The organism is Paenibacillus sp. LS-5, assembly GCF_056121505.1.
In genome coordinates this window covers 1-18,585 of the sequence record NZ_JBWAVA010000001.1, presented here as the reverse complement: position 1 = coordinate 18,585, position 18,585 = coordinate 1, and the positions used below count along the sequence as shown (strand labels likewise).

At 49.7% G+C, this 18,585-nt stretch carries 18 protein-coding genes and 1 tRNA gene; 4 read left to right on the top strand and 15 right to left on the bottom strand.

The window, feature by feature from the left end; all coding sequences use genetic code 11:
• Positions 1 to 97: 97 nt before the first annotated feature.
• From ptsP to aroA, 5 genes are all read right to left on the bottom strand, one after another.
• Complete coding sequence (gene ptsP / locus AC0MA3_RS00095; RefSeq protein ID WP_474654726.1) at positions 98 to 1,864, bottom strand: phosphoenolpyruvate--protein phosphotransferase; 1,767 nt, start codon at positions 1,862 to 1,864, stop codon at positions 98 to 100.
• Complete coding sequence (locus AC0MA3_RS00090; protein WP_474654725.1) at positions 1,861 to 3,747, bottom strand: glucose PTS transporter subunit IIA; 1,887 nt, start codon at positions 3,745 to 3,747, stop codon at positions 1,861 to 1,863. Before AC0MA3_RS00090 ends, ptsP begins: the two co-directional genes overlap by 4 nt.
• A 336-nt stretch (positions 3,748 to 4,083) precedes the next feature.
• Positions 4,084 to 4,518: a CoA-binding protein gene (locus AC0MA3_RS00085; RefSeq protein ID WP_474654724.1), complete on the bottom strand. Its 435-nt coding sequence runs from the start codon at positions 4,516 to 4,518 to the stop codon at positions 4,084 to 4,086.
• Positions 4,519 to 4,651: 133 nt separating this feature from the next.
• The gene (locus AC0MA3_RS00080) at positions 4,652 to 5,200 is read right to left on the bottom strand and encodes a GNAT family N-acetyltransferase (RefSeq protein ID WP_474654723.1); all 549 of its coding nucleotides are present in this window, start codon (positions 5,198 to 5,200) and stop codon (positions 4,652 to 4,654) included.
• 42 nt (positions 5,201 to 5,242) lie between these two features.
• Positions 5,243 to 6,535, bottom strand: a complete 1,293-nt coding sequence (gene aroA / locus AC0MA3_RS00075; RefSeq protein ID WP_474654722.1) for a 3-phosphoshikimate 1-carboxyvinyltransferase — start codon at positions 6,533 to 6,535, stop codon at positions 5,243 to 5,245.
• A gap of 113 nt (positions 6,536 to 6,648) precedes the next feature.
• Here aroA and AC0MA3_RS00070 point away from each other — a divergent pair, with 113 nt between their 5' ends.
• Positions 6,649 to 6,957, top strand: a complete 309-nt coding sequence (locus AC0MA3_RS00070; protein ID WP_474654721.1) for a rhodanese-like domain-containing protein — start codon at positions 6,649 to 6,651, stop codon at positions 6,955 to 6,957.
• A gap of 25 nt (positions 6,958 to 6,982) precedes the next feature.
• Here AC0MA3_RS00070 and AC0MA3_RS00065 read toward each other — a convergent pair whose 3' ends face one another.
• The 4 genes from AC0MA3_RS00065 to AC0MA3_RS00050 all read right to left on the bottom strand — a co-directional run bounded on the left by AC0MA3_RS00065 (position 6,983) and on the right by AC0MA3_RS00050 (position 11,600).
• A complete protein-coding gene (locus tag AC0MA3_RS00065; protein WP_474654720.1) occupies positions 6,983 to 7,495 on the bottom strand; it encodes a shikimate kinase in 513 nt (170 codons plus the stop codon).
• Positions 7,496 to 7,684: 189 nt separating this feature from the next.
• Positions 7,685 to 9,097, bottom strand: coding sequence for an NADP-dependent phosphogluconate dehydrogenase (gene gndA / locus AC0MA3_RS00060; RefSeq protein ID WP_474654719.1), 1,413 nt, complete (start codon positions 9,095 to 9,097; stop codon positions 7,685 to 7,687).
• Positions 9,098 to 9,365: 268 nt separating this feature from the next.
• A complete protein-coding gene (locus AC0MA3_RS00055; protein WP_474654718.1) occupies positions 9,366 to 9,962 on the bottom strand; it encodes a hypothetical protein in 597 nt (198 codons plus the stop codon).
• Positions 9,963 to 10,304: 342 nt separating this feature from the next.
• Complete coding sequence (locus AC0MA3_RS00050; RefSeq protein ID WP_474654717.1) at positions 10,305 to 11,600, bottom strand: MFS transporter; 1,296 nt, start codon at positions 11,598 to 11,600, stop codon at positions 10,305 to 10,307.
• A 90-nt stretch (positions 11,601 to 11,690) separates the two neighbouring features.
• Between AC0MA3_RS00050 and AC0MA3_RS00045 the strand changes: the two genes are divergently transcribed.
• The gene (locus AC0MA3_RS00045) at positions 11,691 to 13,166 is read left to right on the top strand and encodes an aminotransferase class I/II-fold pyridoxal phosphate-dependent enzyme (protein ID WP_379153307.1); all 1,476 of its coding nucleotides are present in this window, start codon (positions 11,691 to 11,693) and stop codon (positions 13,164 to 13,166) included.
• A gap of 119 nt (positions 13,167 to 13,285) precedes the next feature.
• Here AC0MA3_RS00045 and AC0MA3_RS00040 read toward each other — a convergent pair whose 3' ends face one another.
• The gene (locus tag AC0MA3_RS00040) at positions 13,286 to 13,609 is read right to left on the bottom strand and encodes a DUF1292 domain-containing protein (RefSeq protein ID WP_019911532.1); all 324 of its coding nucleotides are present in this window, start codon (positions 13,607 to 13,609) and stop codon (positions 13,286 to 13,288) included.
• A 90-nt stretch (positions 13,610 to 13,699) separates the two neighbouring features.
• On the bottom strand, positions 13,700 to 14,251 hold the full coding sequence (locus tag AC0MA3_RS00035; RefSeq protein ID WP_379153309.1) for a copper amine oxidase: 552 nt from the start codon (positions 14,249 to 14,251) through the stop codon (positions 13,700 to 13,702).
• A 153-nt stretch (positions 14,252 to 14,404) separates the two neighbouring features.
• Between AC0MA3_RS00035 and AC0MA3_RS00030 the strand changes: the two genes are divergently transcribed.
• Positions 14,405 to 15,139, top strand: coding sequence for an MBL fold metallo-hydrolase (locus AC0MA3_RS00030; RefSeq protein ID WP_474654716.1), 735 nt, complete (start codon positions 14,405 to 14,407; stop codon positions 15,137 to 15,139).
• Between the two features lie 75 nt (positions 15,140 to 15,214).
• On the opposite strand, the gene AC0MA3_RS00025 is transcribed toward AC0MA3_RS00030, so the two are convergent.
• The 4 genes from AC0MA3_RS00025 to AC0MA3_RS00010 form a co-directional block, all read right to left on the bottom strand.
• Entirely contained in the window at positions 15,215 to 15,454 is a 240-nt protein-coding gene (locus tag AC0MA3_RS00025; protein WP_379153313.1) for a DUF3892 domain-containing protein, read from the bottom strand.
• 93 nt (positions 15,455 to 15,547) lie between these two features.
• Positions 15,548 to 15,991 (bottom strand): GNAT family N-acetyltransferase, encoded by a 444-nt coding sequence (locus tag AC0MA3_RS00020; RefSeq protein ID WP_474654715.1) that lies wholly within the window; start codon positions 15,989 to 15,991, stop codon positions 15,548 to 15,550.
• 103 nt (positions 15,992 to 16,094) lie between these two features.
• The gene (locus AC0MA3_RS00015) at positions 16,095 to 16,310 is read right to left on the bottom strand and encodes a hypothetical protein (protein ID WP_474654714.1); all 216 of its coding nucleotides are present in this window, start codon (positions 16,308 to 16,310) and stop codon (positions 16,095 to 16,097) included.
• A gap of 67 nt (positions 16,311 to 16,377) precedes the next feature.
• Positions 16,378 to 17,457 carry a site-2 protease family protein gene (locus AC0MA3_RS00010; RefSeq protein WP_474654713.1) on the bottom strand — a complete coding sequence of 360 codons (1,080 nt, stop codon included), beginning with the start codon at positions 17,455 to 17,457 and terminating at the stop codon, positions 16,378 to 16,380.
• A 365-nt stretch (positions 17,458 to 17,822) separates the two neighbouring features.
• Between AC0MA3_RS00010 and AC0MA3_RS00005 the strand changes: the two genes are divergently transcribed.
• A tRNA-Val gene (locus AC0MA3_RS00005) sits at positions 17,823 to 17,894 on the top strand.
• The last annotated feature ends 691 nt before the right edge of the window (positions 17,895 to 18,585 follow it).

Below are 18,585 nucleotides of genomic sequence, written 5' to 3'. Positions count from 1 at the left end.
TTATTATGGTATATGCAGCTGTTTACGGATGGAGAGGGAGGTTTTCTTTTATCAGATTAGGTAGCTATTGATCTTCTGAGTTGAGTCCTCCTGAAACTTACGAGCTTTTACTCTTCGCCTCGGCACCTGATCCAAGAGGCACCCCACTCCGTCCAGGAAAAGCTGTCAACAGCTTTTCCGTCTCTGTACTGGTCCGGTGTTTGAAACAGAGCTTGGCCGTTTCTCTGGCTTCCGAAGCCAGCGTATTCAGGGTACGGTGCTTCACCTTCAGCAGCGCCTGCGGCGACATGCTGAGGTTACTGATTCCCAGCTCCAGCCAGAGCGGCAAGGACCGTTCGTCTGCAGCCATCTCGCCGCATACACTAATATCGATCCCCACTCTCCGCGCTGCTTCCACTGTCATCCGGATCATCCGCAGCACTGCAGGGTGGTATGGATGATACATATGGGCAATCTGCTCATTCATCCGATCCACCGCCAGTACATACTGTACCAGATCATTCGTGCCGATACTGAAGAAGTCGACCTCTTCTGCCAAAAGATCTGCTATCATCACTGCTGCCGGAACCTCAATCATTATGCCTACAGGTATATTGCGGTTATAAGGAACACCCAGTTGATCGAGCTCATCCTTGACCTCGTTAAGTACCGCTTTGGCAGCCTGTACTTCCTCAATGGAAGAAATCATGGGAAACATCATTTTCATATTTCCGTAATGACTGGCCCGCAGTATAGCGGTAATCTGGGTTTTGAACATGTCCTTACGATCCAGGCTGATACGGATTGCCCGGTAGCCCAGAAATGGATTCTGCTCTTCAGGAAGCTGGAAGTAATCCAGATGCTTGTCTCCTCCAATATCCAGTGTGCGGATGACTACCGTTTCGGCACCTACTTTTTCCGCAACGAGCTTATAGACTTCGAATTGTTCTTGCTCAGTAGGAAAGGAGGTGCGGTCCATATACAGAAATTCGGTCCGGAACAGCCCGACACCCTGCGCCCCGTACTTGAGCGCCATATCCAGTTCCTTCACGGAGCTGATATTACCGGCCAGACGCAGCGGTACGCCGTCTTTGGTGACGGCTTCCACGGTAGCGAGCAGCTCCAGCTGCTCTTTCTTGCGCTGCTGCTTCGCCCGTCTGGATGCATAATCCTCTACAGTCCGTTCATCCGGATAGAGCTGAACGACGCCGGCTTCACCATCCATAACCAGCATGTCGCCGGTCTGAATTGGAGTCAGTATCTTGTTCTCCAGCCCGGCTACCAGCGGAATCCCGAGCGCCCGCGCCATAATGGACGAGTGAGAGGTCTTGCCTCCCATCATAGTTACGATGCCAAGCACATAAGTAGGGTTCAAATGGGCCAGCTGTGAAGGTGACAGTTCCTTAGCAACCAGAATATAAGGCTGCGTATCAGACGGAAGTGTGACCTCTGGCGCCCCCAGGAGATGCTTCAGCAGACGGTTGCCGACATCCTTGATGTCGACAGCCCGCTCCTTCATATACTCATCGTCCAGCAGATCAAACATGGCGACAAAGTGGTCGATTGCTTCCTTGACTGCCACCTCGGCAGCCTTGTATTGGCGCTCGATAATACCGCGGATTTCACTCATGAAGACCGGGTCATCCAGTATGGCCAGATGGGCGTCAAAAATGCTTGATTCCTCAGGCCCGACAACCTCCCGGAATTCTTTTTTGATGAACTCGATCTCATCCTTTGAGGTACGGATGCCTTCATACAGACGTTCAAATTCCTTCGCCAGATCTACAGGGCTGACCTGTGTATCCGGTAGGCTCCATTCCCAGTTCGGCAAGACAAAGGCCTTCCCGATGGCTACACCTGCTGCGGCGCCTATGCCTTGTATCATGCTTCAATCCCTCCAACATTGCTTTCATGTAGAACTACGGACATCACGGAAGACTGTCCTTTTTTTACACTTTTAAAAGGAGCATAGCTCCAGGACTTAACGCGGTCCGGGTTGGTGATGACCATCGGGGTAGCGAGTGAGGCTGCATGGTCACGCAGGTAAGTCAGGTCAAACCTGACCAGCAGCTGCCCTGGCTCCACGCTGTCCCCTTCCTTCACAAGCGCCTCAAACGGCCCTTTTAGCTGTGAAGTATCGATCCCGATATGCATCAGCACCTCTAGCCCCTCCGGAGTCGAAATGCCCACTGCATGCATGGTCGGGTATACGTGCATAACCTTACCGAAGACTGGTGAGACGAGCTCCCCTTTTTCCGGGAAAAAAGCCACACCGTCGCCCACCAACTTCGCGGCAAAAATATGGTCCGGCACTTCTTCAATCGGCATCATCCGGCCCTGAATCGGCGAACTGAACAGCACCTGAGGCAGATCGCGGAGCAGAAGCTTATTGATCTCCTCACGGATCAGCTCCGAATAGGTCCCGAATACGACTTGGACATTTCCTCCACCCAGCTTGATAATACCTGCCGAGCCCAGACCTTTTAGTGCTCCTGTATCTATATTCCGGTCATTGTGCACTGTTAATCTTAGCCTTGTGATGCAGGCTTGCACTTGTACGATGTTTTCTTTCCCGCCCAGCGCTTCCAGGATCAATGGGGCCTGATAAGGGATATTGCCCGCCCAATCCCCAAGCTCCGAGCCCTCTTCGCGTCCTGGCGTCGGAATCTGAAAGCGCCGTATTGCCCAGCGGAACACATTATAGTAAACAATGCCATAGCCGATCCCTATCGGAATCAGCAGCCAGGCCCGCTGCGATAAATGCAGATTAAGAAAGAAATCAATGGCCCCTGCAGAATAGGAGAAGCCGTGATGGATGCCCAGTGAATAGGTCAGCACCATCGCCAGTCCGGACATCACCACATGCAGTGCAAATAAGTAGGGCGAAGCGAACAGGAAAGCAAACTCAATCTGCTCCGATACCCCGGTCAAAAAGCAGACCAATGCGGCGCGCAAAAACGTCTTCTTGATCTTAGGCTTCAAGTCCTCACGCGCTTCCTGGATAATGGCGAACGCAATTGCCGGCAGCGCGAACATCATGATTGGAAACAGTCCCGCCATAAAAACGCCTGCAGTAGGATCCCCGGCAAAAAAACGCGGCAAATCCCCCTGAACAACAGCACTGCCGTCAGGCGTAGCAAAGGTACCCATTTGAAACCAGAACAGATTATTCAAAATATGATGCAGACCAAAGGCTGTGAGAACCCTGTAAAGAACCCCGTAGACGAAGACTCCGTATCCGCCCGTCGCCTGAATATCCTGGAACATAATGTCCAGGCCATGCTGCAGCACCGGCGACAGTCCAAGCATCACCCAGGCGAACAGCGCAGAGAACAGTCCCATAAACAGCAAAACAAAACGCGATCCTCCAAAAAACTGGATCGCCTCCGGAAGCTTGATATTTTTGAACCGGTTATGCGCTACACCGGAGACAATTCCAAGGATAATTCCGATTAGTGTTGCGGGCTGTACGGCCCCGTCTCCCATGTTGGAAACAATCCGGTCATAAGTGAACATTCCTGCGAGTGCTGCCATCCCTGCCGGTCCGGCCTGATTGGACAACCCCCATGCCACACCGACAGCAAACAAATAAGGCATGAAATAAAAAATCCCCTGCCCCGCGTAAGTAGTCACTTCGGATACCGAAGAAAGTCCCCATGCAGACCACGGCAGACTGCCCAGACTAAGAAGGATAGCCGCTGCCGGAAGCACCATGGTTGGAAGCATTATGGCTCTGCCCAATTGCTGCAAAGATCCGAGCCAATTCAAGGTGACCCTCTCCTTTCATTCTATATTGAATGGTAAGCGCTACAGCAGCTTTTGTCAAAAGATTATGAACTTAAATTACCGGGTAAATGAGGAATTCGCACAAAGTGCAATAGTTGCATTTTATTAGGGTGTTATTTATTAAATTCACGATTTCCGGACTACAGTATAGCCTTCCCCACCGCTCGCCAGTCCTTTCATGCGTATGCAAGTCCATGAAGAAACTGTGTGCTTGCTCCATAAAAAAGAACGTCCTGCTCCAAGAGTGAACCGGAGAAAAGGACGTTCTTCGTCTGCGTTCAATATAACCATTCCGGCCGGTTGGCTCCACCTTCAACCTTACAGCCGGCTGCGGCCTTTCATCGTGATTGCTTCCTCGACCTTGATGCAGCGGTCCATAATGGCAATCATATCGTGCTCAGCCGCGATATCGGCTGCTTCCTGACTGATGATGCCCTGCTGGAGCCAGAGGACACGTGCACCGATAGCGGCGGCTTCCCGGGCTACATCCGCGCAGTATTCACTGCGGCGGAACACATTGACAATATCCACAGGCTCAGGGATTTCCGCCAGCGTATGATAGCATTTCTCGCCAAGGATCTCGCCATCCACCGATGGATTGACCGGAATGATGCGATAGCCCCGGCTCTGCATGGCACCTGCCACCATATACGAAGTTCGGTCTGTTTTGTCGGAGAGCCCGACCACAGCTATATTGCCTGCGGCGGCAAGGATTTCTCCAATCTGCTCACGGCTTGGGTTCTCAAAGCTCATATCTATTTCCCCTTTCTGCTAATTGTGCCGCTGGTAACTTAAGCAACATAAATGCTTTTTCCACACAGCAAATTAATCTTTTGCTATTCCATCATACCGCGCAGCGTAAGAAGATCCAAATTTACAGCGTCAGCTAAAATTCGCTTACTTTGCACAACCACACCATGTGAACAGAATCAGGACCCCAATAGTCCTTAACCGTCCTGTAGGGTACTCCAAATTTCCGCAGCCATCTTGCCTGTGCACGTGTATAGCCGCTGTCAAGACAGAACTGTTCAATTCCTTGCTGGCGCAGATACGCCATAAGTTCCTTGATGAGCGCCGAACCTATACCTTGCCCCTGATAGTTCGGCATAATGTATAAACTCCCCAGTTCCCCAACATCATCAAGCTGGTTTCCGGTACATGATCGGATATCCTCACCACACGGTGCAAATGAAATCGTACCGACGACAACCCCATCTATTTTTGCAACGAGGAAATAGGGGGATGTATTTTTTGAATCCAGAGAAGCTTCAGCCATTAACTTCTTTTTTTCAACCTCATTGTGAATGTCCTCTTGCAAATGAGCCAGTCCTTCTTGTTCAAAGGCATCCGAGATCGAACATGTGAAAAGCTGAATGACCGGCTGAATATCCTCAGGAGTAAGTGTGCTGATGCTTAGCTTACCAAGCTTAGTCATTATTAACACCTCAAAATAAAATAAGCTATACAGGCGGGAGACTTATTCTACCCACTCTACATTTGCTCCAAGCAAACGCAGATGGTCGAAATACTGCGGATATGATTTGGCAACATGATGAGCATCTTTAATCCGCAGAGGCTGACGGGCGCGGAGGCCAACTACGGTCAGTGCCATAATCACCCGGTGATCATAGTGTGCATTAATCGTTACACCGCCCTCAACGCCCTCCGGCTTGCCGTGGACAATGATCTCATCCCGGCGCTCCTCCACACTGGCTCCTGCCCGGGTCAGCTCAGCCAAATAGTCAGTGATGCGGTCGCATTCCTTGTACCTCAGATTCTCTACATTATAGAAACGTGAAGTTCCTTCGGCAAAAACAGCCGCAGCCACCATCGCGAGGACCGCATCCGTTGCCGCATCACCATCAAATTCCACAGCCTTCAGGATACCGTTACCCTGCACATGGACTGTACCTTTCTCATGGGTAAGCGGTACTTCCATCATGCGCAGCACGTCAACAATCGCTCTCTCTCCCTGCTTGCTTTGTTCGGCAAGCCGGTGGATTTTCACATCCGATTTCGTGACCGCCGCCGCCGCAAGCACAGCTGCCGACCCCGGGTAATCTCCCTGTACCGTGTATGATTTGGCTTCATAGGCCTGGCCGCCCGGCACCTTGAAGGACATATAATCCTCAGCAGCATGAACGACAATCCCTGCCTGCTCCAGAACCTCCAGCGTCTGTCCTACAACTACTTTTGACTTCAGGTCATCCAGCACAATAATTTCGCTGTCTTCCTCAAGCAGCGGTGTCAGAAACAGCAACGCGCTTAGATACTGCGAGCTGACCGCGCCTGATACCGTGATCCGTCCACCCGCCGGTTTGCCGCCGCGGATCGTAATCGGCAATCTGCCGTTATGATGCTCAACCTCAACACCCAGCTGACCAAGTGCAGTAATCAGATCATCGTGGGGCCGTTTGCCCAGAGAATCGGGATACGTATTCACAAAGGTGACCTCAGGACTGAGCGCGGCCACAGCCATCAGAAACCGCAGTACTGCACCGGCGTTGCCGACATTAAGCTCTTTGACGTCACGGGGGTGGCGGCCGAAGCCCTGAATGACGATTTTCTCCTCATCTTCAGTAAGCACAGCTCCCAGATCAGCAATACACCTGCGGATCGCATCACTGTCTTCACTGTGCGCAGGGTGATAGATGGTGCTGACTCCTTCCGATAATGCGGCGACCAGCAGGTAGCGTGTAGTGTAATTCTTGGAGGACAGAGCTCCGAATTCACCTTGAAGGGCAGGTGTAGGCCTAACGATAACATCCATGTATTAGCTCTCCTTATCGGTTGGAATATATATTATGTATTGCTCGGTTTGACAGGGTAATCCGCGATTGTGTTATCATGAAGGCATTCTTCTGATGAAAAGAGGTCACAACCATGAATGAAATTCCCCAAATCACAGCAGTGCAATTGCGGCAGCGTCTGGAGACAGGTGAAGACCTTGTACTGATAGACGTCCGTGAAGACGACGAAGTCGCTTTCGGGATGATTCCCGGCGCGCAGCATATCCCCATGGGTGAGATTCCCCAGCATGCGGACGAGCTTCCCAAGGAAGCAGAGTTCATCTTCATCTGCCGCTCCGGTGCACGAAGTCAGCGTGTCTGCGAATATTTGCAGCAGTTTGGCTACAGAACATCCAACCTCAGCGGCGGGATGATTGAGTGGAATGAAACTGCAGACGCTTAAGTCTAGCACACATACGCTTAAAAGCTCAACCGCGGTAGTGCATTAAAATATGCTGCGACACTTCTTCCACACTAAGCTCCGTTGTATCGACCGTGCAATGTGCAAAACGGTAAGCGTCCCGGCGTTGTTCCAAAATCGTGCGTACCCGTTCCTGTGCGTTGCCGGCGAGCAGCGGTCTATTCTCATCCCCGCTGACACGGGCGATAATCTCATCCTCTGTAGCTGTCAGTGCGACTACAAGTCCTTTTTGCAGCATAATCTCTGCATTCCCTGGAGCCAGTACCGCGCCGCCGCCTGTGGAGATAATACGCCCTTCCCCCTCTAGCATTTCTTTCAGTACAGCCGATTCAATCTTCCGGAAATATTCTTCTCCGCCCTCAGCAAAGAGTTCTGCAATACTCCGTCCTTCGTTCTGTATAATCACATGATCCAGGTCAACCAGCTCATAGCCCAGTTGCTCCGCCAGCAGTGCACCCACCGTCGACTTGCCTGTGGCCATCATCCCGACAAGAATGATATTTTTATTGGTGTAATTCATAACGACCCTCCAACCGCGACATTTGTCATATCATAACACAGGGTAAAAACATTGCACAAATGATAAATCGCCCAGCAGAATAGGCTTCACGATCATTAAATAGAGGCAGTTTGCATAAAAAAAAGCCCGAAAGCCCCCGCATTCGCGCGGGTAGCCATTCGGACTGCTGTCTGTAGCTTATGTCTGAATCTATTCAGACAACCAATCGTGGTGGAAGACGCCTTCCTTATCCACACGTTTGAAGGTGTGGGCACCGAAATAGTCACGCTGTGCCTGAAGCAGGTTCGCAGGCAGACGTTCTGTACGGTAGCTGTCATAGTAAGCCAGGGCGCTGGAGAAACCCGGAACCGGAACCCCCTGCATTACAGCAGCGGATACCACTTTACGCCATGCAGACTGGTAGGAGTCCATGATATCCTTGAAGAACGGATCAAGCAGCAGGTTCTTAAGCTCTGGGTTGTTCTCGTAAGCATCAGTGATGTTCTGGAGGAAACGGGAGCGGATAATACAGCCGCCGCGCCAGATTTTGGCCAGGCTGCCATACTTCAGATCCCAGTTATATTCCTCGGAAGCTACACGAAGCTGCGCAAAACCTTGGGCATAGGATACAATTTTGCTGGCGAACAGAGCTTTGCGGACATTCTCAATGAACTCGGCTTTGTCGCCCTGGAAAGGCTCGGTTACCGGACCGCTCAGTACTTTGCTGGCTGCCACACGTTCTTCCTTCATAGCAGACAGGAAGCGTGAGAATACGGATTCGGTAATCATGGACAGCGGCACGCCAAGATCCAGGGAGCTTTGGCTTGTCCATTTGCCTGTACCTTTTTGGCCGGCAGCATCAAGGATGACATCCACCATCGGTTTACCGGTTTCTTCATCATATACTGCAAAAATATCCTTGGTAATCTCGATCAGATAGCTGTCCAGCTCTCCGTTGTTCCAGTCCTCGAAGATGCTGTGAAGCTCTTTGGCATCCAGACCAAGAACATCCTTCAGCAAATGATAGGCTTCCCCGATGAGCTGCATGTCGCCGTATTCGATACCGTTATGCACCATTTTCACATAGTGTCCGGCACCGTCAGGTCCGATATATGTACAGCAAGGCTCTCCGTCCACTTTGGCCGAGATTGCTGTAAGTATAGGTTCAACCAGCTTATAGGCGCTTTCCTGGCCGCCAGGCATGATGGAAGGTCCTTTGAGCGCGCCTTCTTCACCGCCGGAAACACCCGTACCGATGAAGCGGAAGCCTTTTTCCTCCAATTCCTTGTTACGGCGAACCGTGTCAGGGAAATATGCGTTGCCCCCGTCGATGATAATATCGCCCTGGTCCAAATGCGGCAGCAGCTGCTCAATGGTAGCATCGGTTGCTTTACCCGCCTGAACCATAATCAGAATTTTACGCGGTACTTCAAGCGATTCAACAAATTCCTCGACGGAAAAAGTACCCACAAGGTTTTTGCCTTCCGCTTCGCTGATAAGGTCATGAGTCTTCTCCGGGGAACGGTTATATACCGATACTGTGAAGCCTCTGCTCTCGATGTTAAGAGCCAAGTTTTTGCCCATTACTGCCAAGCCAATCACACCGATTTGTTGTTTTGCCATCTGGTTCTCCACCCTTTGCACCATATATTTTTGTGAAATCCATTTCTCGCAGTATTAGAATACCATCCTTTATCAGAGACAGCAAAGTTCTGCCTGCTTGAAAGCGATCAATTTCATTGACAAATTCCTGCGTAAATCGTGGAAATTGCTCACAATGAGTATTTTAACGGTTTTGCCGTCAGAAGTGAACCCCCGCGCCCTGCTACTCCTCCAAAACACAAGGCACCCCATAAGCGGGATGCCCTGACCTGCGTGAATTTCGGTTGTTTCACCATTCAAGCATATTGAGTTCTCTTGTCAACACCAGAAGCCTGGCTTTGCATGCCGCTATACGTTCCGTATCCTTGGCCTGAATGGCCTCGTGAAGCTGGTCCAGATACTCATCCACCTCAAGCCTGCGGTCACGGATCCGCTCTTCCCCATCTACAGAGAAGAACAGCTTAGTCAGCTCCTGATCAGAGAGCAGCGGACCTTTCTGGTAGAGCACCCGCTGTTGATACCCGGAGATTTCCACCAACCGGATCACTTCGCCGAACAAAATATTTTCAATAATGATCTGGCGGTCACGGAACCGTTTAACGACGGCATGCCCCCGCATATCACCAATCAGCTTCTCCATCCACTCAGACAGGCGCGCATCACGGATCATGTAATCTCCCACCAGTTTGAAGCCTTCCTTAATCCGCTGGAAACGCAGCTTCACAAGCTTGCGGCCGGTGCGCACCGAGATAAGAAAAACTGTTTCATTCTCGCTCCAATAAAGGGAATAGCCTTCCTTAATCAAGTCCTTAATCAGGTCCTGGAGATGCTGTCTGTCAAAGCGCAGCTCCAGATTGCAATACTCGACTTCGTCGTTTTTGTTCACGGCACTCCCCCCTCACTGCTTTGTTACAGCAAAGCCAGCTTCATTAGCTTAACTTCGAGCAGAACCGACTGCCGGACCTCAACCTGCTTGTTAAAATTATGCGTTCGTCTTACTCTTATTTTATACTTCATTTTATGTAGCGGTAACTTGGTTTATTGACTATTTTTACCCGCTTTCCGTCATTTTCAAACGCTATTCTCCGGTTTTGCTGCAAATAACTGGTTCTCTCCTCCTAGGGCTCTTATTGAAACTGAAGCGTCGCACCCATTTACATAAAAAAAGCCGCTGCTTCCGGAATCTCCGGCTGCCAGCGGCTTATGCTGTCTTAAATACGATCTCTAATCACACCTCAGCTTGTCCGGTCTTCCGTCCGGTTCTGTGGACAATCAGCAGATGCAGCCCGAATAGCACTACCATAACAAATGCACTAACCAGAAAAGGAGTGCTGTGACCCACTGAATCCCAGAGTTTCCCTGAGATCACGGGACCAGCCACCATACCAGAGCCCTGCAACGTTAGGAAAAGCCCCCATACAGTCCCTCTCTCTCCCTTAGGTACTTGCTTGGCCAGAAAAGCATTCCAGGCCGGAAGAATCAATGCATAACTGATACCTACGAGTGCTACTGCACAGAAGGCGAGCGGCAGCCAGCGCACCTGTGAAAAGAAGGCCAGAGAGCCGGCAGCGAGCAGGAATCCTATATTCAGGAAGATGGTTGTTCCGATCCGGTCCACCAGTTTACCAGCTGGAATCAGTGCCAGAACGGTAATGCCGCCTCCTGCGATCAGCAGCAGACTGAATTGGTTCGGCGTCACATGCAGCTCGGAACGGGCAAACAGGGTGACCACAGGGGTCATGAGACCTATCGCAAATGCCTGCAGAAACAGTGCAGGAAACAGCAGACGGCTGACCTTCAGCGAGGTTCTGACCTGATGCAATGTTCGCTTCAGACTTTCCAGAGGTTTCATCCGTCCGCGTACGGCTGCCGCTCCCTCATCTCCCAGATCCCGCACAACTGCATGAGGCGCATGAGTTCCAATCCTTGACGGTAACAGCAGGGCAACGGCCGCTACAGCTGCAGCACAGCCCATAAGCACCAGAAAGACTACCCGGTAGCTCTGTCCGCCATGATCCATCATAAAGTTGACGACGATGGGGCCAATCCCTGTCCCAGCCAGTGAGGCCATCTCTACCGCACCCATGGCCGCCCCGCTGCTTCCGCTTTTGGTCGAACCGGCCAGCTCGGTAATTCCGGTCATGGTACAAGGCCAGAGCGGCGAGGTGCCAATGCCCAGAATCAGACAGGCAACCGATAACCACACAGCATCTTTGGCATAGATGATCAGTCCAACGGCCACAAGGATCAGCAGCAGAGCCCCTGTCATCGTCCAGCGGTATCCAATACGTTCCATAACCCAGCCCGACGGGCTGCGGAAAAGATTGTCACCGAGGTATTGCATGGCAAATGCGAAGCCTACTACCGTTACCGAAAGTCCAAGGACATTCTCCATATAAACCGGCAGAAGAGCTACCAGGAGTGACCCTTTTACAAATTCAACCAGAAAGATAATGACCCACATCTCCATAATAAACGGAGAGGCCAAATTGATATGCATACGTTCTGCTACTTTGCCAGACATTTTATCACATCCTAGTATTATGGTGATTGATTTGTTATACTGATGCTTGCTTGAAAAATTACTCTTCATGAAAGGTTGTGACAGCATTAAATGGATCAACACGTAACTCCCCTCTTCACCGCTCTCAAAAAGCATGCCGCCGGAAACCCAGTTCAATTTCATATTCCCGGGCATAAGAAGGGGCTAGGAACCGATGCCGAATTCCGTGAGTTTATCGGCGATAACGCTCTATCCATAGATTTGATCAACATCGCACCGCTTGATGACCTTCATCAGCCTACCGGCGTAATTCTTGAAGCTCAAAAGCTGGCTGCAGAGGCTTTCGGCGCCGACTATACGTATTTTAGCGTACAAGGCACGAGCAATGCCATCATGACTATGATCCTCTCTGTCTGCTCGGAAGGAGATAAAATAATTGTACCGCGCAACATTCACAAATCCGTGATGTCTGCGATTATTTTCTCCGGAGCCAAGCCTGTTTTTGTCTCTCCTGTACAGGATGAGAATCTTGGGATAGACCACGGTATTACTACCAGCGCACTCGAGAAGGCCTTAAAGCGCCATCCCGATGCCAAGGGTGTACTTGTTATTAATCCAACGTATTTTGGCGTGTGTGCCGATCTGCGTTCGATTGTCGACCTGGCCCACAGTTACGGAGTTCCCGTACTGGTGGACGAGGCACATGGAGTATTGATTCATTTTCATGAGGATCTCCCGGTATCGGCTATGCAGGCCGGAGCGGATATGGCGGCAACCAGTGTACACAAGCTGGGCGGCTCGATGACACAGAGCTCGGTGCTCAATCTGAATGCCAAGACCGGCCTGGTCAATCCGCAGCGGGTTCAGACCATTCTCAGCATGCTGACCACAACTTCAACATCATATATTCTGCTGGCATCTCTGGATACCTCCAGACGTAATTTGGCCCTGAACGGCCACGAGATGGCTGCCAGAACCATTGCCCTGTCGAACTATGCACGGGATGCCATTAACAGCATTGAAGGCCTGTACAGCTTCGGCAAAGAAATTCTGGGTACGGAAGCAACGTTCAATCTAGACCCGACCAAGCTGAACATCCATGTGCGCCACCTCGGCATTACCGGTTACGAAACCGAGAACTGGCTGCGCCAGAAATACAACATTGAAGTTGAGCTTAGTGACATGTATAACATTCTTTGCCTGATTACGCCAGGAGATACCCAGGAATCGGTGGACAAGTTGCTTGCCGCACTGAAAGTACTCTCCGCTATTCATTACAGCAAGGGTGAAATCTACGAGCTCAAGGTGCAAGTACCGGAAATTCCACAGCTGGCGCTGATCCCGCGGGATGCGTTCTATGCTGATACCCAACTGGTTCCTTTCCGTGAATCTGCTGGCTATATCATCGCAGAATTCATATACGTATATCCTCCGGGAATTCCAATTCTGCTTCCTGGTGAAGTAATTACCCAGGATAACATCGATTATATCATTGATCATGTGGAAATCGGGCTGCCCGTCAAAGGTCCGGAGGACCGCAGTATCACGAACGTCAAAGTCATTGTGGAGGCGGATCCGATCTCCTGATCGCCTCCCCTTCATACATTGTACATACAAAAACCCGATACTTCTTCAGTATCGGGTTTTTGTATGCAAGCCTCGCAGGTCTTGTCCAATGATCGAGAGGCCCACTTGCTTCATGAAATCTATTCTTGCTGGGCAAGCAGCTCGTTGTAAGCTTCTTCTACAGCTTTCCATTCAGCTTCATCTTCAATGTTGTACAGCACCATTTCTTCATCTTCTTCTTCCATACGCAGAATGATGCCGTCAGCTTCAGGGTTTTCGCGTTCCAGCAGCAAAGCATATAACTTCTCGCCTACGTCGAACGTTTCCACCAGCACCATTTCTACATCTTCGCCCTGCTCGTTCGTCAAGGTCAGCACAAACTCCTCGTGCTCATGGTCGTGATCATGTCCGCAACCGCATGCTTCACCATGTTCATGGCCATGCTCATGTTTGTGATCGCTCATTGTAATACCTCACTTTGAATAGAATTATCCTACATTTGGTATCGTAACACGTAAGATAAGCAAGGTCAATTTGAGCGGGCCCTGAATGGATTAATCCAGCGCAGTGATTACCTTCTCTGACACAAGTACATAATCCGCGCCTTTGGAAGGTTTGATATAGAAGCCTACCCGGTATTTCCCGGCAGCCTTGAAATCATAGGTGAACTCTGAAGTTGGAAACCAGAAGTCCTCTTTCCTCGAGCTCCCCAGTTCCTGTGCCTGGATGTCCTTCACGTTGCCCGACGGGTCTGTGATCGCAACCTTTACCGCCGCAACATCCTCGGTCAGACTATCTACCTGGGTCAGCACCTTGATCTTAAGCTTGCCTACGTTCACATTGCCAAAGACGTTATCCCCTTTAAAAAGAGCAATATGCACATTGGGCTTCAGGATACTCAGTCTCCCCGAACCATCCCAACTGACAACGCCTCCCGCCTCTCTGGCCGGAATATAGGCTTTACCGTCAATCAAGTAACCGCCGTCCGATATTTCTTTGCCGTTGCTCCAGACTCTGATCTTCTGATTAACAGCATCCGCAAACAATAATGAACCGCCCATTAAGGAAAATACAACCACGCACAGTGCTATTTTTCTCCATCTCATCCCTAGAGACCCTCCAAGTAATTCATGCTGTTAATATATACTGTGAAAATTACGACAAGTTGCGGAATGACAGGGAATTATTTCATTCTATTTGTGAAGAATGATACGATAGGATAAATAGAATGGTTATCAATTCCTGGAGGGCTTTTTACCATGACAATGAACTTACAAATGCTGGGCACAGGAGATGCCTTTTCCAAAAACTACTATAATAATAACGCGCTGCTGCAGGTCAATGACTATACCCTGCTTATCGACTGCGGAGTAACTGCCCCCAAAGCTATGAAGGCACTGGGGAAGTCATTCCGTGAAGTGAACGAAACCCTGATTACACACATCCATGGTGATCATATCGGCGGACTGGTGGAGCTGGCCCATACCATGCACCGGGAATCACACGGCAAAATGAAATTGCTGCTGGCTGAGACTCTGATTGAACCGTTATGGCAGCATCCGCTGCTTCATCAACTTCATCAGGAAGGCAACCGCTCCCTATCCGATGTGTTTGATATCCGGCCGCTTACAACAGGGATTCCCCATTCCTTGTCACCCTCACTAACCGTGGAGCTGATCCGCACACCGCATATCCCCGGAAAAGACAGCTATTCACTCCTGCTGAATGAGCAGGTTTTTTACAGTGCGGATCTGACCTTTCAGCCTGAGCTTCTGCTCCGCCTTGTCCAGGAACGCGGGGTGACAACCATCCTGCATGATTGCCAGCTGCGTGGACAAGGGCAGGTTCATACTACCCTCAAAGAGCTGATGTCCCTGCCGGAAGAAGTAAGGAAGCTGATTCTGCTGATGCATTACAGCGATGAGAAGCCTGGCTTTGAAGGCCTGACGGGAGAAATGGAATTTATGGAACAACAGAGGCTCTATAGATTTTGATGGATTGGGACATACAAAAACAGCCGGACAACAGCGTCAATGTACGCCTGTCCGGCTGTTTTTATCTATACCGCCTTAAAATTGCGGAAGCTGATCCAGATTGTTGGTGGGATCGCCGTCCGCATCCCCGCGGATATACATCTCGCCGTCTTTGCCTTTAAACACATTCACTCCGGCAATTGCGCCTGCCTGAACCTCCTGCAGCGCCTGCTGATAATCAAGCACCCGTCCTGAAGAGGTCTGGAAGCTGGTTAAATCGCCGTCCCCGTTACGCTGAGCCGCAATAAACCGTTCGCGTGTACTGTTACTGTTCATTTGAAAGCTGCTCCTTCGCATTTGGATTGTCCATGGTCAAAATCAACCATAGTTTGTCCTCCCAAGCCAAAGAGTATGTATCCACTTGCCCGTCTACAACGCCTTTTCCATCCGTACATGCAGGATACCGGCATCATAGAAAGGCTCCGGGGAGATTACTTTGTAGCCCAACTTCGTATAAAAATCTTCTGCATGGCACTGGGCGTCCAGAATAGAGGTTTCCAGGCCAACCTCCCGGGCCAGCTCCTCCAGCGCCAATAAAAGAATCCTTCCGTACCCCTTGCTGCGGTAAGCTTTAAGGACGGCTATCCGCTGCATTTTGGCAGCTCCGGATTTATAATAGATCAGTCTTCCGGTCGCTACCGGAATCCCTTCATCCACAAGAAGCATATGATGGGCGTTGTCACCCACTACATCATATTCATCTACTTCCTCTTCCATGGGAACCTTCTGTTCTTCTACAAATACTTTCTTGCGGATATCCAGCCCCATTTGGAGTTGTTCCTCTGTAGTTATTCGGACAATTTCTGCTGCCATAGCTTATTGGATCTCCTCTCCATAGATCAAAAATGATAGTTGACCCATTATACAGAAATTCCATTTTTCTGTACAGCGCAAGAAAGATGGCCTTCAAGCATCTCTATTGCGTGGAATAGACATCTTCCGGGATGGAAAGACCATAGACATCCTCTAGTACCGGCGACAGCGTGCTGTCTGTCCGGTCTAATGGACCTTCCAGATCAGACAGCCGATGGAGCTCCATCACGCCGGGAGCCTCATCTCTAGCCGTGCATCCCGCTATTCCCACCAGCACCAGCAAGCAGAATGCAGCTTCCACCATGAATCTTCTGCGCATAAGCATACTCCTCCTATCCTTTAGCTTTTTACAGCTTTGACGGTTTGGAGTGCTGTTAAACAGGGGATCACAGATTTACATTTCCCACTACATGCACCAGGTACATCAGGATGCCGATACAACCCGCAAGCGCAAAATAGGCTGCACCAAATTTCCAGCGTGAGCTGGCCGGCACCTCATAATATTTATCGTTCTCAAACACCGTATACTGGACCTCGCATTGTGCACTCAGGTGCAGTCCGTTCTCTGCCGTCACCTGGTCAAGCCCGGTCAGTCTGACCTTCTCAATAATGCACTGTACAGGAAGTCTGGCGGTTCCGTAATAATCCAGGCTTTCATAGCGGATGCCGATATATTGCTCCCGCTCCAGATCACTGTAGGTGGTGAACGGCAAATCCCGTTTATGCTCAGGTCCTGGAATCAGATACCCTTGTTCCTGCAAATGCTCTACAGGAATCAGAAATCTGTACATAACCGTCCTCACCTGGCTGTTCTTGCGCCGGCTGATATATTTCTTGTACATATCATAGGCAAACAGCACCCAGATAATCAGGAACAGGATCGACTTCAGGTACAGAATCACGCCCAAACCGCCAATCAGCCCCACCAGCCAGAGCCAGCGCGTGACCGCAGTCGCAATACGCCCCCCATCCAGTGGATGGATCGGCAGCAGATTCAGAAGGTTGAGGAGAAATCCGATATAGGCCAGTGAATACAACAGCGGACTGTGATAATAATAGGCGAAAGCAAAGACAACAGCCGCCCCAGCGCTGCCCAAAAGAGGACCGCCAAAGGCTACATAAGCTTCCATTTTTGCGTCAAGCGGCTGTTTTTTCATGGTGATTAAGGCTCCCAAAAAAGGGATAAATAGCGGAGCACTGACCGGCAGACCGATCCGCTTGGCGGCGATTACATGTCCCAGCTCATGGATAAACAGCAGCAGGACAAAGCCGATGGCAAATTGCCAAGGATAGATTAGTGCATAAGCCCCTACGGAAACCATCATGGATATAAGCGGACCGGCGATTTTTCCCAGCTTCAAAAGAGACAGTATCGCCTTTCCTTTCAGGAGCAGCATGGCTGCCCCGCCTCCCAGCCATTTCAGTCCGGCGGAAGATTTATTCTTGTGTTCATTGGGTTCTGGCAAATTCTTTGCTCCTTTTTCTTCGTTTGATTCCAGATTATCATGTTGACGGCAGCGATTCCACTATTGTGGGGGGAGCGGGACAACTGTGGATTCGTTCTGTACTACCGGAACTGTATTAATAGAAGAAACCGACTTATTCTTAAGGCAAAATGTTGATCTTCCCGGAATCCAGGTATTCGCAAATATCGATCCCCAGGTTCGTGGCCGGGCCCGAAAAGATCACAAAGATCTCGTCAGCCCTTCTGTGAAAATGATTCAGATACGAATACTTCCCTGGATCTAGCGAACTGATCCCAAATTCCGAACCTGCCCAGAAAAAAATATTGCCTTCACCTTGCATCCTGTGGTATTATAAATTTCGTTGCAGGACGGTAGCTCAGCGGGAGAGCACTATCTTGACAGGGTAGGGGTCATGGGTTCGAACCCCATCCGTCCTATACGGTTTTATCAGACATATCTCGCTTAAAGCCCTTATTCTATAAGGGTTTTTTGTTTTTTCGTTTAATTCAAGTATTTATGTAAACCATTGATTTCGATCACTGGGGGGCTTATCGTGGGGCATATATTGGGGCAAAAGTTTTTCCTTAATGCAAAAAACATAATATGGAAATGCTTTGATTCAATAGGGCATGGATTTTAATCAACCAAATCTTGCGAGCCTTGGACTACTCAATATTAGTTATTTTTAATTTATTGAATTGAATAACATTCTTTTTCACGATCCTAGATTACTCACATCAATTTCAAGACTCAATTTCTTTATTTAATTCTACAAACTCAAACCTCACCAATGAATCAGGTATAAAGTTTCCTGTTGGTTGTAGCATGATAAGATTTAACATTAATTATATAAGAAGAGTGACCTAGATGCCCGTTTAACTAATGGCTAATAATTTTTTACACGATAGACGATTCTTTGTATGGAAAAAATTGTAGTTGTGTGTTAGAAGGAAGAGAAAAATAAATTAAGTGTAGGAATGGATGTGCTATGTGGATATATGGTATATATTGGATAAATCGTGATGTAACCCCCCCACTGAGAGTTGGCTTTGAGTCTGTAAAATATATTGTGTAAACTCTCAAACCCATTAAAATGGAAGTAAGAGAAAGGTTGGGGAGAGCACATGG